Genomic DNA, 15,293 nt, shown 5'->3' with positions numbered 1-15,293 from the left:
GGTACTAATAGGCTGAAGGCTTACTTTTTTGAGAAATTGTTGTTTGCGTTCACTGTATGGTTTTTGGATAATAACCCTGGGCTTCCTTCGGGAGGCTGAGGCTTTTTATTCGGAAATTTTGAATAACGAAGTTATTCGCTAGATTTTCCGTGGTTATAGCAAGAGGGAAACGCCTGGTTCCATTCCGAACCCAGAAGCTAAGACTCTTTGCGCCGATGGTACTGCACTTTTGTGGGTGTGGGAGAGTAGGTCACCGCGGGTTTTTTATTCAAGAGGGGAAGACCTTATAGGTCTTCCCCTCTTTTTGTGTACCCAAAAACTCCTAGAACGACAGCTCCTAGAACGAAAGACACCTAACTCAGCAAAGGTACAGAGACTCAGAGACTCATAGATCCAGAGATTCCGAGACGTAGCAGAGAGGCAGAGGAACAGGGGATGTAGCCTCGCCAGACAGCGTGCCAGCCGGTTGCAGAGGCAATGAGATGGGAATTCACAGATCCGCCTGAATGACGAAATAGAGGGCGAGGTAGAGAAACTCTTGGTACCTTAACAACAAGAGCAGTCCACATCTCTACTCCAACGAGTAGAGAGCAAGCAAAGGAGCATCATCATGGCCGATGAGAAGAGCATCTACGAACGCTGGAGCGAAGAACGCCTCGACCCGCCCCTCCCCAAAGAATGGGGACTGAGCAAAGAAGACGAAGCTGAGCTACTCTGGCCCATCTGGCCCCTCCTGTTCATGGGCGAATCCGATACCGGTCTGTACGTAGAAACCATCACCGATAATGTGATGGACGTACTCGGGCTGGAATATGACGGTGAGAATGAAGACAGCAAGCTCTGGGAAAAGCGTGTAGAGGGCTACGTGGAAGAGCTCATCAAGCGTCGTCGTGCATTCGCTGCTGAGCTGGGTATTACCCCCGAGATGCAGAAGAACTCGAACCTTAACCGTGCCTTCGCAGCACTGGAAGAAGAAGGGGTTATCGCACGGCAGAACTTCACCTGCTGCGGTACCTGCGCATCCGCAGAGATCTGGGATGAGATCGACGATAGCCGTGAATGGAAGGGATACATCTACTTCCACCAGCAGGACGCCGAAAGCCTCGCAGAGAGCGGCGGCACCTACGTCGGATTCGGTTCGTTCCTCGCCTACCCCAGGGACGAAAATGAATGGAACGCGCTGAGTGATGCGCAGAAGGAAGAGATCAGTGCCCTTCACAAGAAGCTCTCCGTAGAGCTCATGAAGGATACGATTATCCCTGTACTGGAGAAGCACGGCCTGAGCGTGGAGTGGAAGGGGAACTTTGACACCCGTCCGTTCATTGGGGGAGTAGAAGTCTACAACATCCCCTAGCGGTAGTGAGCCGAACCGGATGGGAGCCTTGCGGCGTATGTAGTAGGGAGGGGCACTTCCTGATGGTACAAAAGTTTACAGAGAAAATATGCTGAGAGCGTGAGAACACGATTCACAGCTTCTTAGACAGAGTATTAACTAGCCGATAAGGCACCCATTCGGTAGGCTAGACGGGTAGCGCGGTACGTCCACACTAGAGATAAGACAGAACCTGTCCTCGAGATAGGAACTGCTCGACATGACTTTCAGCTGCTATACGCGGCAGGAAGCTGAGCTCTAGAACGCCCGGTAGAGATACAGGCGTGCCCAGCTTGGAAGAGTAGGGGTATCTGAATCTTTATCGGGCAGAAGCATACTCCCACCGAGTAGGCTAGAAGAAGTGGATGAACCGCCAACCCATATTCCCAACCAAAGGAGCAGGCATGTCGACCGACGCCCGCGAAAAAGCCCGTCAGATTGCGGCGCAGCAGGCTAAAAAGAGCCCCAGCAAGGCAAGCCGCCGTTGGCTCCAGCTCGGCGTACTCGCCGTGGTCCTCGTTATCGTAGGTATCATCGGCTTCGTTGTGGTCAACGGTAACAAGAACAACAAGATTGCGGAGAGCGGCCCCGTACCCGCCAGCGCCAACGAATACGGCGGTATTGTGCTGACCAAGGACGGAATCGTCAAGAACTCCTCCACCCAGGAGACCCGCGACTTCAAGCAGCTGGCCACCTCAACCTCCTCAGTGACCCCCATGGTCAACGGAACCGCTGCGGCCGTCAACACCCTGCCCCCGGGCGTGCAGACCGCAGAAGAGGCCGCCAAGAACGGCCAGCCCGTACGCGTGACCATCTTCCAGGACTACAACTGCGTGCACTGTGCAGAGTTTGAGACTAAGTACGGTGAAGAAATCCAGAAGCTCGTCGAGGACGGCACTATCACCCTGGAAATCCGCAACCTAACCTTCCTGGACCGTTCCTCGCCCACCGCATACTCCGCACGTAACGCGGCAGCTGCATACTCTGTGGCAAACCAGGTGAGCACCAGCAACTTCCTGAACTACCAGCGTGAGATCTTCTCACACCAGGGCACCGGCGACATGAACAACCAGCAGATCGCCGATATCGCTTCCAAGTACGGCGCCTCCATTGGCTCCGACATGAACGAAGACAAGTGGCGTCCCCTTGTGGACGTGGTTAACGCCGAATCCGCAAGCAACGGTATTCAGGGTACCCCCACCGTCTTCGTAGACGGTGACCAGTACACCAGCAACGACTTCAGCGCTTTCCTCAAGAGCAAGATTGAGGCCAAGAAGAAGTAATGTACCCTCGGTGGGTCCGGCAACCGGCAACGGTTGCCGGACCCCCGGTCTTTAACCGCTCTCGAGAACTATGGGTGATGCGGAGTTTTAACGAGAGCACCGAAGAAGGTCGGCCCATCGGTCCGTGAGACCGGCCTGAGATAAGGACGGCTAAGCGGAACCCGGGCCGGGGAATAGGGTACACTGGACGGGTTGCCTCCTTAGCTCAGATGGCCAGAGCATCTGTCTTGTAAACAGAGGGTCACCGGTTCGAATCCGGTAGGAGGCTCTCACGATCCTGATTTGCGCCGACCACCCTCGGGCATATCAGGATTTTGTTGTAGCGAGTGTCCACAGCGTCTAGGGACCCGCACCCGCACATCCACAACCCATCCGAGGAACATGTATGTCTGAGACCTCCGGAACCTCGCAGGCCCCCGCGCCGCAGGGAACCCGCCCCTCCACCCCGCGCAGCATCCGCCCGCGCGAAGCCGGCGACTACCCCCTCGAAGAATTCATCGAATCGCGAGGGTTCCGCCCCGAAATCCAGGGCCTGCGAGCCTTCGCGGTGCTACTCGTCGTGCTCTACCACGTCTGGTTCGGCAGGGTCTCCGGCGGTGTGGACGTCTTCCTGTTCATCTCCGCCTTCCTGCTCTCGCTCTCCTTCATGCGCAAGATCAACGAAGGCAAGCCCCTCAAACTCTTCAACTACTGGTTGCACGTCTTCCAGCGCCTGCTGCCCGTGGCGACGGTCGTTATCGCCAGCACCACGATTGCCTCATTCTTTGTGCTTGCGCCCAGCCGCTGGTCGCAGATGATGCAGGACGCCACGAGCTCCCTTTTCTACTACCAGAACTGGAACCTGGCGTTTAGCTCCGTGGATTACTATGCCCAGAACGCCGCCGCGAAGTCACCCTTCCAGCACTTCTGGTCGCTTTCCATCCAGGGGCAGATCTTCATTATTTGGCCCCTGCTTTTTGCCGCCGTCGCCTACTTTGTGCACCGATACCGTGGGAACCTCTTCACGACCGCGGTCTTCGTCTTCAACACGGTCTTTGTTGCCTCCCTGACGTTCTCCATCGTTGAGACCAATAGCAACCAGGGTTTTGCCTACTTCGATACCCGCACCCGTCTCTGGGAATTTGCTATCGGCACCCTGCTCGCTATGCTCACCCTCAAATGGAAGGCACCCGAACGCGCACGCGTCGTGATGGGCTGGATCGGCATCGTCGGCCTGGTTACCTGCGGCGCCATCCTGCCGGTTGAACGAGCTTTCCCCGGCTACCTGGCTCTGTGGCCCGTGTTCTCCGGTGCGCTCGTCATCATGGCCGGTAGCACTAATAGCCGCTGGGGCGTGGACCGCCTGCTCTCCTCGGCACCTCTGCAGAGCCTCGGCAATATTTCCTACGCCCTGTACCTGGTCCACTGGCCCATCCTGATTCTCTACAGCACGGCTGTGGGCACCTCTCGCGTGAACTTTATCGAGGGCGCGGTTATTATCCTGGTCTCTATCGGCCTGGCTTGGCTACTCATCCGCTACGTGGAGAAGCCGCTGCGCTACCGTAAGGACCCCTTCGTTCCCTGGCTCATGATGAAGATGCGTTTTAAGACCGTCTTCTCCGTGAAAACCTGGGCCGATCAGGTGGCCTTCCTGCTGGCTATTTTCCTCGTGGCCGGAGGCCCTCTGCTCATCGCGCAGGCCTGGCTAACCTCGCAGAACACCGAGTCCACCCGCAACGCCGAGTTGCAGGTTCAGACCGTCAACGACAACTATCCGGGTGCGCGCGCTATCGGCGGGGCGCAGCAGGGCCTCATCGATAATCCGATTCCCACCGGCGGCGATGTGAAGGCGCAGTACGAATCGCTCAGCGATACCTGCACCGGCGCCTTCGCGCCCTCCGACGCTGCGCTCGCCAGCTACTGCAGCCTGCAGAAGAGCGGATCGGACGATGCGCCGCTGACCATGGTTGTGGGTAACTCCCACGCAGAGCAGGCTCTCAGCGCTTTCAAGCCCATTGCGGAACAGACCAAGACCAACCTGCAGGCCTACCTGCTCGGTGGTTGCCAGTACCCGACAAGTGCCGTGACCGCCACTCACGAATGCTCGGAGTTCAACTCCAAGCTGACCGAGGAAATCCTCAAGCGTAAGCCCCAGACCGTGGTTCTGGTTGCTACCGCGGCCCAGGCCCGTTCCAACGAGGAGAAGATCGACCCCGCTCTGGACGAGACGGTTCGCCGCCTCACCGAGGCGGGTATCCAGGTTATCGGTCTGCGCGATAACCCGCGCTTCGAGTTCAACATCTACGAGTGCGGCCAGAAGGCTGGAAGCGACAAGAGCTCCTGCGCCCGTCCGGCCAGTGAGAAGTACGCCGCCGAGAACCCCGCAAAGGAAGTCTTCGACAAGTACCGCAACCAGGGTGCTGTCATGGTGGATCTGAAGGATGTCTACTGCCCCGACGGGACCTGTAGCTCCGTAATCGGCAATATCTACGTGTACCTGGACGATAACCACGTGAGTAAGACCTACGGCCGCACCATGGCCCAGACCGTCTTCCAACGTGCTGCAGAAGGCGGCTGGCTCGTGGGAGGCAGGGTCAACCTCTAGCCTCGGCCCTAGAGTATCCCGCGCCTTGTAGAGTCCCCCGAACCGTTCAGCGGGTCGGGAGACTCTGCATTTTAACGTCATAAACCGCGCGAAAACCGCCTGCGCTTGAACGAATGGTCAGGATAGACTAACTTGGAACTTGCTTAGGCTAATCTAAGTGTGTAGACCGCGGATATGGCAGAAAGAACTCGATGAAGGAAATCACCGAACGCACCCTCAGAGTGGAGAACGTTAGCCTCGGATACGGCGAGAAGACCATCGTCAAAGACCTCTCCCTCGAGTTCCCGAAGGGCAAGATTACCGCGATTATCGGTCCCAACGGTTGCGGCAAATCCACCCTGCTACGTGGTGTCTCCCGACTGCTCAAGCCGCTTAACGGCGACTTCACCCTTGACGGCAAATCCACCCACGAATACTCCATGAAGGGCTTTGCCCGCATGGTCGGGCTGATGCCCCAGCATCCCATCGCTCCCGAAGGAATTACCGTAGCCGATCTCGTTTCGCGTGGCCGCTACCCCTACCAGGGCCTCTTCAAGCGCAATAGCGCCGAAGACGACGAGGCGGTTGCCTGGGCGTTGGAAGCCACCGATACCATGTCCCTTGCGGAACGCCAGGTCATCGAGCTCTCCGGCGGCCAACGCCAGCGCGTCTGGATTGCCATGGCGCTCGCCCAGGAAACCGACATTCTACTGCTGGACGAGCCGACTACCTACCTCGACCTGGCACACCAGGTGGAACTGCTCGACCTGCTTGCCGAACTCAATGAGGAGCGCGGAACGACCATGATTATGGTCCTCCACGAACTAAACCTGGCCGCCCGCGTGGCCGACTACCTGGTCGCCATGAAGGAGGGGTCTATCGTCGCTCAGGGCGAGGCCGGCGCCGTACTGACCCGTCCCAACCTCGACGAGATTTTTGGACTCAAGGCCGAGGTCACCGATCCCTTCGATGACGGTAGCGTCGTGGTCGTCCCGCATTCGCGGGGCGCATCCATACCTGAATAAATCGCGGTGGAGGGGAAGGGGAAGAAAACAATATCTGGGATTCCCGCCCCCATCGTGGGATACTGGATAACAGGACGCACTAAGCGATGAGGCCGGTACACCGTACGGGTGTGCCGGCTTATTACATAGAAGGGTCATTCTTCATAAGGCCCGGAAAGAAGAACACAATGACGACCCCGCTCCTTGATTCCAACGGCAAGCTCAACGGCGAATCGGTACGATACGTAGCAATTGGCGATTCGTTTACCGAAGGTGTGGGCGATGTAGACCCTCGCCGACCCAACGGCGTGCGCGGCTGGGCCGACCGCGTGGCCGCTGCTATCGGCTCCGTTGACCCTGAAGCGACCTACGCCAATCTCGCCATTCGCGGCCGTCTGCTGAACCCCATTATTGATGAGCAGCTGCCCGTCGCCCTCGACCTTTGCCCGAATATCGTCACCTTCTACGGCGGCGGTAACGATATCATGCGTCCCAACGTCAACATTGATCAGCTCATGACCCGTGTGGACGAGGCCTTTGCCGCTCTGCGCTCCCAGGACATCACGATTCTGACCATCACCGGCCTTAACGTGCAGGGCCAGGGCCCCTTCGCCGGTACCCGCGGCCGCACCGCCACCTACAACGAGTTGCTACGCGGCATCGCTGAAGATCACGACGCGCATATCATCGACTATTGGCGCTGGACCGACTTTCTCGACTGGCGCCTGTGGGCCGACGACCGACTGCACATGAACGCACTCGGCCACGAGCGTTTTGCCTCGCGTGCCCTCGCGCAGCTGGGTCTGCCCGGCATCGTTCCCGAGCGTGCCCTTCCCCCGGAGGTCCAGCTGACCGTTCGTGAAAAGGTTGAGCAGGAGGCGCGCTGGGTTCGCGAGTTTGCCCTGCCGTGGATTGGTCGCCGTCTGAGGGGCACGAGCTCCGGCGACGGCGTGACCCCCAAGTACCCGCAGTGGGTGCCCGCGGCAAGTCTTAAGAACTAGGCTGAAGAACTAGGGGCGCGGTGGCTCACGGTACGGTGTAAAACTGTACGCCGGGGGAGTGTCCTGCGCGGTATCTGTACCGTATTTGCGCTCGCATCTACGCCGTAACTGGAACGGTGAATCCGCCGTTACTCGTACCGCCGAGAACCCTTAAACTGCCCTTTAAAACCGGGGCAGAGACGTTAAAACGAGAGTTAAAAGCTTTTTAAACGCGTGTTTAAGCCTGTTTAACAGCCCTGTGCACACCGTCAGAATCGGTGGTGCGGGGCTGTTTTCGGCTTAAATCCGGCTTAAGCTGTTAATCTCACAACATGAATTTCAACGGTGTAATTTATCGCGGGTCACATAAAGAACACCCGTTCTTAAAATCGCGAATTAACGCCTGACTAGGGGCGTTAAAGAATCCCTTAAAAACATCTGGACTTGCAAAAATACCTGATTTTGCTAGAATGGATAGGTATGTTTGGCGTAGCGTGTCATGCATACTCCCTCGGAATGCGCACTCCCTCGCGCAGGTGGTGCATCCGGCTCAGAACACCGAGATTCCGCGGGATTTAACGGTAAATACCGGCGCGCAAGCTTGCGAGAACCCCCGTGTTTACCTAGAATTTAACGCTGTTCGTAGTGGTGGAAACGCCTCTCGACACTAATAAGCTTCACCGTTTTTCCCGCGGCGGGGATCGATGCGTGGCCTCTCACCCACGCGACGGTCTCAAACACTCTAGCCCGGCGAATAACCCGGTGCTTCTACATTGGTGGCGGGACGCTCACGAGTAACATCGACTGCGTACCGTCATAAAAGTCAATCAATAAAGGAGTGAAACATGGCAGCAGTCTGCCAGGTGACCGGAGCTGTTCCCGGCTTTGGACACAGCATTTCGCACTCGCATCGCCGCAACAAGCGTCGATTCGACCCGAACGTACAGAAGAAGACCTACTGGGTTCCTTCGCTGCGTCGTAAGGTAACCCTGAACGTGTCCGCTAAGGGCATCAAGGTGATCGATGCTCGTGGCATCGATGCCGTTGTTGCAGAAATCATCGCACGCGGGGAGAAGATCTAGTAAATGGCATCCAAGGCTAAGGACCTCCGTCCTATCATCAAGCTCAAGTCCACTGCTGGCACCGGTTACACCTACGTGACCCGTAAGAACCGCCGCAACAACCCCGACCGCATGGTGCTGAAGAAGTACGACCCCGTCGTCCGCAAGCACGTTGACTTCCGAGAGGAGCGCTAAGAATGGCTAAGAAGTCCAAGATCGCTCGCAACGAGCAGCGCAAGGTCATCGTCGCTCGCTACAACGAGAAGCGTATCGCGCTGAAGAAGACCCTGATCGACGAGAACGCTACCCCCGAGGAGCGCGAAGCAGCACGCGTGGCACTGCAGAAGCTGCCCCGCAACGCTTCCCCCGTGCGCGTGCGTAACCGCGACCAGATTGACGGTCGTCCCCGCGGCACCTTCCAGAAGTTCGGCATTTCCCGCGTGCGCTTCCGCGAGATGGCACACCGCGGCGAGCTGCCCGGCATCACCAAGTCCAGCTGGTAAATCTGGTATTTTAGTTCCTAAACGGTTTTCCGTCGTTACCGACGGTCACTCGCTTTAGACTCAAACCTTTTAAGTCTCTGGAAGGGGCACCCTAATGGCTAAGAACCGTACCGAACTCGTTGCAGAGGTTGCAGAGAAGTCTGGCAAGAGCCAGGCAACCGTGAACGCAGTCCTCGACGCAGTGTTCCAGGTTTTCGAGTCTTCCGTCTCCAAGGGCGAGAAGATCACCATCCCCGGTTGGCTGGCAATTGAGCGTACCGACCGTGCAGCTCGCACCGGCCGTAACCCGCAGACCGGCGAAACCATTCAGATTCCCGCCGGTCACGGCGTGAAGCTGACCGCAGGCTCCAAGCTGAAGGCAGCAGTCGCTAAGAAGTAATTCTTGAGACTTTGAATCTGCAGAAGGCCCCCACCATCAGGTGGGGGCCTTCTTTGCGTGTCAGGGTGCTTTTCGGGGGGGGGCCGTGTGGGACACACAGAAAAATTTAAGAAAGTTTATTCATAACACATGAAAGCTATGCATGAGCTGAGCGAAAATACGCGAATTTCAAGGAGCTCTGGGAAAAATACTTATGCAGCGGGTAGGTGACACAGCTTAAACACAGCTAACTAAAGCTCAGTCTTAGACTCACACTTTAGGCTTATACCAACGGAACGGAGAATACCGCATCGACGAACGATGAAGGGTTCTCCGAACTGCCACCGACCATACACCCCATACACCCCGCACCCCGCGGGGCCTCGCAGAGGAGACCCCACATGGCACGACACAATCAGCATCGCACTGACAATCACCCCGCAGGCGCTCGCCGCGGCCTTCGAACCGGCGCGGCCGCCCTTTCCCTGGCCGCTATTGCCGCTCTCGGCCTGAGCGCATGCGGCACCCAGAACACCTCGAACACCACCACCGCAACTGCCACCGCAATGGCAAGCAACACGGCGGATGCCGCGGTCAATGCGGGCAACGGCAAGGTGACCGTCAAGGCCAGCCCTACCGCCAGCCCCACCGCATCCGCCGGTAGCACCCAGAGCACCGGAACCGTGACCGTCACCGGTGCGGACGGCACCGGCGTTACCACGGGAGCCGATGGAAGCATCACCGTCAACGGCGCTGACGGCACCGATGTCACCGCAGATGCCAGCGGTAACGCTACCGTCAATGGCGGCTCGGGTAACTCCGGATCTTCCGCGAAGGTGGATGAGAAGGCGGGGGAGAGCGCATCCTCAAGGGGTAATAGCGGTAACTCTGGCACCACCGCTACCGCCAGCGGGACCATCAGCGCGGCTAACGGTTACACCCTCATTGAGATTGAGAGCGATGGCGGTTGGAGCTACCACGCACCCAACGGCGACGTCATTGAGGTAAACGCTGACGGTTCCTGGGAACGCGTTGGCCAGAACGGTACCGTTGAAGTGAAGTCGGACGGCTCGTGGGAGCAGACCGGCCAGGGTAGCGTTGTTGAGGTGAGCGCCGACGGCACCTGGAAGCAGACCGGCCAGGGCACAATCCAGGTGCCCGTCGTTCCCGCCAAGCCCGCGGGGGCCACCGTGAACCCCGTGCAACCGGTCGTACCCCGCTCGTAAGCCGCGAAATTTTTATGGCTCGACCCTCAGCTCACTGAGTAGGTCAAATCCCTAACTCTCGATAGAATTAAAATGGTTGGCTAACCGATAAACGTTCAAATATTCTTTATGAATATTGCGGAACCTTCCCGAACACCTCACCCCTGCCAGCCAGCTGTATTGAACAACCACTAGGAGAAAACAATGGCAATTACCCCCGCAGCGAAGAAGACCGCCGCCGTTCTGTCCATCGCCCTCGCAGGCGCACTGGGTCTGAGCGCATGTGGTTCGCAGTCCTCCTCGAACACCACCGCAAGCTCCTCGGCTACCGCATCGCCCAGCGCATCGACTCAGGCTACCTCCAGCTCCTCGGCTAAGGCATCCTCCTCCGCATCGGCATCGGCAACCGCTAACGTGAGCGTTGACGCTAACGGCAACGTGACCGTCAAGGCTAACGACGGCGAGGGTAACTCCGCAGACGTCAAGGTCGGCGCAGACGGCAAGGCATCCGTAAACGCTAAGGACTCCGAGGGCAACACCTCCAAGACCGAGGCTGACGACAAGGGCAACACCAAGGCAGAGTCCAAGGACTCTGCGGGTAACACCTCCGTGAGCGGCTCCGAGGTTTCCGAGGACGGCAGCTGGACCGTTCAGGACGACGCCACCAACACCCAGATTGCTGTGCAGGCTGACGGTTCCTGGAGCCGCCAGGATGTAGAGGGTCAGGTTTCCGTGCAGGCTGACGGTTCCTGGAGCATCCAGACCAACGCAGGCGTGCAGGCAACCGTGGACGCTTCCGGTGAGGTGACCTCCATCATGGGCGGCGAGAAGTCTCAGCTGCAGGCTCCGAAGGTTCCCACCAAGCCCGCTAAGGCTAAGGTTGATCCCGTCAAGCCCGCACAGCCCAAGTAAGCTGTAAAGAGCTGACAACGGCTAGTCACGCTCACCGAGCGAATAGCCCGTCTGACTTATAAAGACGCTCCGTGCGCATCCGAACGTGATGCGTGCGGGGCGTTTTGCGTCTTCAAGCCGGTCTAAGAAGACCAGTAGAGCTGAGAAGACCCGTAAGCGGGGGAGGGGGCACCGCAACATCTCAAGGAGCTTTCAGGTCGCGGTGCTAGCATGAAAGCGTACGCCGGGCATACCGGAGTACAGGTCAACCACACTACGCACTGCGCCGTCGCAGAGCGGCGCATACAGAAAAGAGAAACCACGATGAAGAAGTCCATTGCTGTTCTGTCCCTGACCATCGCAGGAGCCCTCGGCCTCGTGGCCTGCGGCGGCAACTCCGGCGGATCCAACTCTGGCTCCTCCGCATCGGCGAGCGCGTCCGCTTCCGCAACTGCCTCCGCACCCGCAAGCACCTCCGCAGCAGCAACCAGCAAGAGCACCACCTCCGCAGCAGCTGAAACCACCAAGGCAGAAACCAAGACCACCCAGGGCACCATCAGCACCCCCAGCGGTCTGCCCAGCGAAGCAACCGAAGCACTCAAGAAGGGTCAGGAATCCGCCAATCAGGCAGCCTCCGCAGGCTACACCGCCAGCAAGAAAGCTCTGGAACAGCTCAAGGAGCAGTCCGGCGTGAAGAAGGTGCAGACCAGCGACGGCACCGTCTACTATACCGATAAACTCGCTGCATTCGAATCCAAGGACGGCGCTATTGTCAGCATCCAGAATAACGGTGTGTGGACCAGCATTGACTCCAATGGTGTAACCCTCGTCGTGAGTGAGGATGGCTCCTGGATTAAGACCAACCCCAAGGACAACCTCTACACCGTCGTCAAGGCAGACGGCACCGCCTCCGTGATGAATACCAAGACCTTCGAGCAGGCAACTGACGTCTCCAGCATCGAGACCCCGAAGGCACCTGCCCGCATCGACGGCTTCAAGGGCACCGCTAAGACCCCGGTCAAGCCCACTAAGATCGCTGACCTCTCCGAGGTTGCAGGCGCCAAGTAATGCAGGTGCCAAGTAAAAACTAGCTCATGCCCCTGGGACGAACAGCCCAACAGAACAGGGACACCAGCGCCCCGCACGCATCCGAACGTGATGCGTGCGGGGCGTTTTTGTGTTCTAGGGAGCTTGAACACAAAGGGCTGTGATAGTAACGGGGGAGGGGTCCACCTGCGGCGCGGCAACCCAGGGAGTTTTCAGGTCTCGGTGTTAGCATGGGGGCGTATCCCGGATACGCTGGTGTACACCACAGCCACGCTACGCATTGCGCCGTTGCAGAGCGGCGCATACAGAAAAGAGAAACCACGATGAAGAAGTCCATTGCTGTTCTGTCCCTGACCATCGCAGGAGCCCTCGGCCTCGTGGCCTGCGGCGGTTACAAAGTGTCCGCCCCCAGCGGTTCCGCAAGTGCGTCGGCATCTGCATCCGCGACCGCCTCTGCAAGCCCCTCGGCGGCCGCCCAGTCCTCTAGCCCCTCGGCGGCGGAAACCACCAAGGCTGCAGCTAAGAGCACCCAGACTTCCTCGGCAGATTCCTCCGGCGCCACGGAAGCATCTAAGGGCGCAGGGGATGACTCCCAGCAGTCGGACGAGACAAGCTACAGTGCTGCTAAGGAATTCGTGAAGAAATTCCAGGAGAAGCCCGGAGTGAAGAAGACCGAAAGCAGCGACGGAACCGCATACTACAACGATGAGGTTGCCTACGTCGAAGGCAAGGACGGCACCGTTATCGGCATCATGAGCGACGGTGAGTGGACCAGCATGAGCTCCGATGGAGTCACCGTTTTCGTGGACAAGGATGGTTCTTGGGCCGTGGCCAACTCAAAGGATAACCTTTACACCGTCGTTAAGGCGGACGGCACCGGCGCCATCATGAACACCAAGACCCTCGAAGAAGGCACCGACGTGTCAGCCATCAAGACCCCGAAGACCCCCGGCCGTATCGATGGCTTCAACGGCACCCCTATAACTCCCGTCAAGGCAACTAAAATCGGTAAGTTCTCCGAGGTCGCAGACTCCATGAAGAAGTAAACAGAAATAGCTTCCCGAATCTGGGATTCGATACCCCGCGCGTATCCGAACGTGATGCGTTCGGGGTATTTCTACGTTCAAGGGAAGAATGAGGGTCAGAATCTTCCCAGGTAACGGTGCTAAGATATGGACGCGCCCAAAAACGGGTGTCACCAACCACATTTATACACAGCGTCGCGATGATGTCGCGACGCATGACGGAAAGAGAAATCCGCCGTGAAGAAGTCTATTGCTGTACTGTCTCTGAGCCTAGCAGGCCTGCTCGGCCTGGCCGCCTGTGGGTCCTCCCCGAAGAACCCGGATAGTAGCCAGAGCGCATCCTCCAGCGCTTCTGTCTCCGCTACCGCCTCTGCAAGCGCGAATAGCTCGAGCTCCTCCAGCGCCTCCTCCGAATCCACTAGCTCCTCTAGCTCTTCCTCCGCTAAGGCTGAGTCGACTTCGAGCTCCTCCGCCAAGTCCTCCACCAAGGGATCAGAGACCCAGGCGAGCGGTTCGTCGGCTAATCCCGCCCTGCCCAATGGCGCCAGCGATAGCAGCTACGGCCCGAAGGTCTACGAGACCTACAAGGAAGCTGTCGAAGAGGCTAAGAAGGACCCGAGCGCCAAGAAGACTACGAACGCCGATGGCAACGTGTACGCCGCCTCTGACGGAAGCATCGCTATTGTCGAGGCCAAGAACGGTAACTACATCGCCGTTCAGAACGACGGCAGCTGGCTACGCGTGACTCCCGAGGGCGAGGCCGTCACCGTGGATGCGAAGGGCTCCTGGGCCCTCTTCAAGACCAACGGTGAAGTGGCTCATATTGATGAGAACGGCGCAACTTCCATCGTGAATATCAAGACCTTCGAGGTTTCGACTGACTACCAGTCCCTGGAGGTGCCCAAGACCCCGGCTCCGGTGGGAGATTTCCCCGCTCCGAAGACCCCCGTCACGCCGAGCAGTGTGGCAACGAACTAGCAGCGCTCATCGCCATAACCGGCGACTGACTAGACCCGTTCGCCCCGCACGTATCCCCGTGGATGCGTGCGGGGCGTTCTCGTACGCGCTCTCGGCTTCCGGTATTTTTCCCCGGTATTTTGGGTTTAGAGAGCGCCGCCGGAGCCCAGACTTTTCCCAGGGAACGGTGCTAGGATGATGCCGTGCCCCAGACAGGGCACGTCAGCTACACCCATACACGGCGTCGTGACCGGGTTACGACGCTTGACGGAAAGAGAATGTCTCCGTGAAGAAGTCTATTGCTGTATTGTCTCTAAGCCTGGCAAGCCTGCTCGGCCTGGCCGCCTGCGCCCCCGCGGTGAAGGCCCCCGTAGCCTCCCGTGATTCCGCATCGGCAAGCGCCTCCGCCTCACCCTCTGCCTCGCCCTCCGCAGAGGACTCACAATCTGCCAGCGAATCCCCCTCCGCAAGTAGCGAGAGCTCTTCTAAGCCCTCTTCGAGCGCCTCTGCCCGGGAGACCGCTAGCGGCGGCTCAACGGATGAGGACGGGGCTGCCGAGTCGCGGAAGCTGGCCATGGACCTCTACAAAACGTACGCCAATTCAGTCTCTATCGCTGAGGGGACCCGTAGCGTCGTTAAGGGTGAAAACGCCGATGGTAAGACCTACACCTCAGAAAGGAACAAGGTCACTTTGGTTGCGGGGAAGGACAACGAGTACATCATCCGCATCAAGAATGACGGTAGCTGGAGCCGTGCAAGGGCCAACGGTGAGGCGGAGCTAGTGGACACCGACGGTTCCTGGATCAGGATTAAGCCTGACGGCGAACGCATCGCGGTCAAGGGGAGCGGTGCCGTCTATATTTCCTACCACCAGGGCGATGTGCCCAAGGACCTCATTAACACCCTGGAAACCCCCAAGCTTCCCGCCCCCGTGGAAGGCGGCGTGGGCGTCCCTAAGGAACCTGTGAAGCCGACGAAGATCAGCTCGGTCACGAACTAAAATCCATAAGAAGCCTCGAATATCGCGGCACCTCGGTCCGTGCG

Annotated in this window: 15 protein-coding genes, 1 tRNA gene and 1 rRNA gene; all 17 read left to right on the top strand. The window is 58.4% G+C overall.

Features of this window, described 5'->3' with window-relative positions; translation table 11 throughout:
• Nucleotides 1–145: 145 nt before the first annotated feature.
• The 17 genes from rrf to HMPREF2630_RS09070 all read left to right on the top strand — a co-directional run bounded on the left by rrf (nt 146) and on the right by HMPREF2630_RS09070 (nt 15,249).
• Nucleotides 146–262, top strand: a 5S ribosomal RNA gene (gene rrf, locus HMPREF2630_RS02330).
• Nucleotides 263–610: 348 nt separating this feature from the next.
• Entirely contained in the window at nt 611–1,354 is a 744-nt protein-coding gene (locus tag HMPREF2630_RS02325; protein ID WP_049342870.1) for a DUF6891 domain-containing protein, read from the top strand.
• A 422-nt stretch (nt 1,355–1,776) separates the two neighbouring features.
• Nucleotides 1,777–2,655: a DsbA family protein gene (locus HMPREF2630_RS02320; protein WP_049334023.1), complete on the top strand. Its 879-nt coding sequence runs from the start codon at nt 1,777–1,779 to the stop codon at nt 2,653–2,655.
• A gap of 194 nt (nt 2,656–2,849) precedes the next feature.
• Nucleotides 2,850–2,923, top strand: a tRNA-Thr gene (locus HMPREF2630_RS02315).
• Nucleotides 2,924–3,040: 117 nt separating this feature from the next.
• Nucleotides 3,041–5,239 (top strand): acyltransferase family protein, encoded by a 2,199-nt coding sequence (locus HMPREF2630_RS02310; RefSeq protein WP_049342871.1) that lies wholly within the window; start codon nt 3,041–3,043, stop codon nt 5,237–5,239.
• Between the two features lie 191 nt (nt 5,240–5,430).
• A complete protein-coding gene (locus HMPREF2630_RS02305) occupies nt 5,431–6,243 on the top strand; it encodes an ABC transporter ATP-binding protein (protein ID WP_049342872.1) in 813 nt (270 codons plus the stop codon).
• 167 nt (nt 6,244–6,410) lie between these two features.
• A complete protein-coding gene (locus HMPREF2630_RS02300; protein ID WP_049342873.1) occupies nt 6,411–7,223 on the top strand; it encodes an SGNH/GDSL hydrolase family protein in 813 nt (270 codons plus the stop codon).
• A gap of 824 nt (nt 7,224–8,047) precedes the next feature.
• Nucleotides 8,048–8,284: a 50S ribosomal protein L28 gene (gene rpmB, locus HMPREF2630_RS02295; protein ID WP_004005966.1), complete on the top strand. Its 237-nt coding sequence runs from the start codon at nt 8,048–8,050 to the stop codon at nt 8,282–8,284.
• A gap of 3 nt (nt 8,285–8,287) precedes the next feature.
• On the top strand, nt 8,288–8,458 hold the full coding sequence (gene rpmG / locus HMPREF2630_RS02290) for a 50S ribosomal protein L33 (RefSeq protein ID WP_004005967.1): 171 nt from the start codon (nt 8,288–8,290) through the stop codon (nt 8,456–8,458).
• A gap of 2 nt (nt 8,459–8,460) precedes the next feature.
• Nucleotides 8,461–8,766 (top strand): 30S ribosomal protein S14, encoded by a 306-nt coding sequence (gene rpsN / locus HMPREF2630_RS02285; RefSeq protein ID WP_005506731.1) that lies wholly within the window; start codon nt 8,461–8,463, stop codon nt 8,764–8,766.
• A gap of 94 nt (nt 8,767–8,860) precedes the next feature.
• Nucleotides 8,861–9,145 (top strand): HU family DNA-binding protein, encoded by a 285-nt coding sequence (locus HMPREF2630_RS02280; protein WP_049334027.1) that lies wholly within the window; start codon nt 8,861–8,863, stop codon nt 9,143–9,145.
• A 380-nt stretch (nt 9,146–9,525) separates the two neighbouring features.
• Nucleotides 9,526–10,350, top strand: a complete 825-nt coding sequence (locus HMPREF2630_RS02275; RefSeq protein WP_049342874.1) for a hypothetical protein — start codon at nt 9,526–9,528, stop codon at nt 10,348–10,350.
• Nucleotides 10,351–10,533: 183 nt separating this feature from the next.
• Nucleotides 10,534–11,241: a hypothetical protein gene (locus tag HMPREF2630_RS02270; RefSeq protein WP_049342875.1), complete on the top strand. Its 708-nt coding sequence runs from the start codon at nt 10,534–10,536 to the stop codon at nt 11,239–11,241.
• A 303-nt stretch (nt 11,242–11,544) separates the two neighbouring features.
• Nucleotides 11,545–12,288: a hypothetical protein gene (locus HMPREF2630_RS09415; RefSeq protein ID WP_049342876.1), complete on the top strand. Its 744-nt coding sequence runs from the start codon at nt 11,545–11,547 to the stop codon at nt 12,286–12,288.
• Nucleotides 12,289–12,590: 302 nt separating this feature from the next.
• Complete coding sequence (locus tag HMPREF2630_RS02260) at nt 12,591–13,313, top strand: hypothetical protein (RefSeq protein WP_049342877.1); 723 nt, start codon at nt 12,591–12,593, stop codon at nt 13,311–13,313.
• Nucleotides 13,314–13,529: 216 nt separating this feature from the next.
• Nucleotides 13,530–14,270 (top strand): hypothetical protein, encoded by a 741-nt coding sequence (locus tag HMPREF2630_RS02255; RefSeq protein WP_049342878.1) that lies wholly within the window; start codon nt 13,530–13,532, stop codon nt 14,268–14,270.
• Between the two features lie 265 nt (nt 14,271–14,535).
• On the top strand, nt 14,536–15,249 hold the full coding sequence (locus HMPREF2630_RS09070; protein ID WP_065425448.1) for a hypothetical protein: 714 nt from the start codon (nt 14,536–14,538) through the stop codon (nt 15,247–15,249).
• Nucleotides 15,250–15,293: the final 44 nt, after the last annotated feature.

The organism is Rothia sp. HMSC072B03 (assembly GCF_001809565.1).
GTDB classification, from domain to species: domain Bacteria; phylum Actinomycetota; class Actinomycetes; order Actinomycetales; family Micrococcaceae; genus Rothia; species Rothia mucilaginosa_A.
The sequence above is the reverse complement of the archived record's forward strand: the minus strand, read 5'-3'. Positions and strand labels throughout refer to the sequence as shown.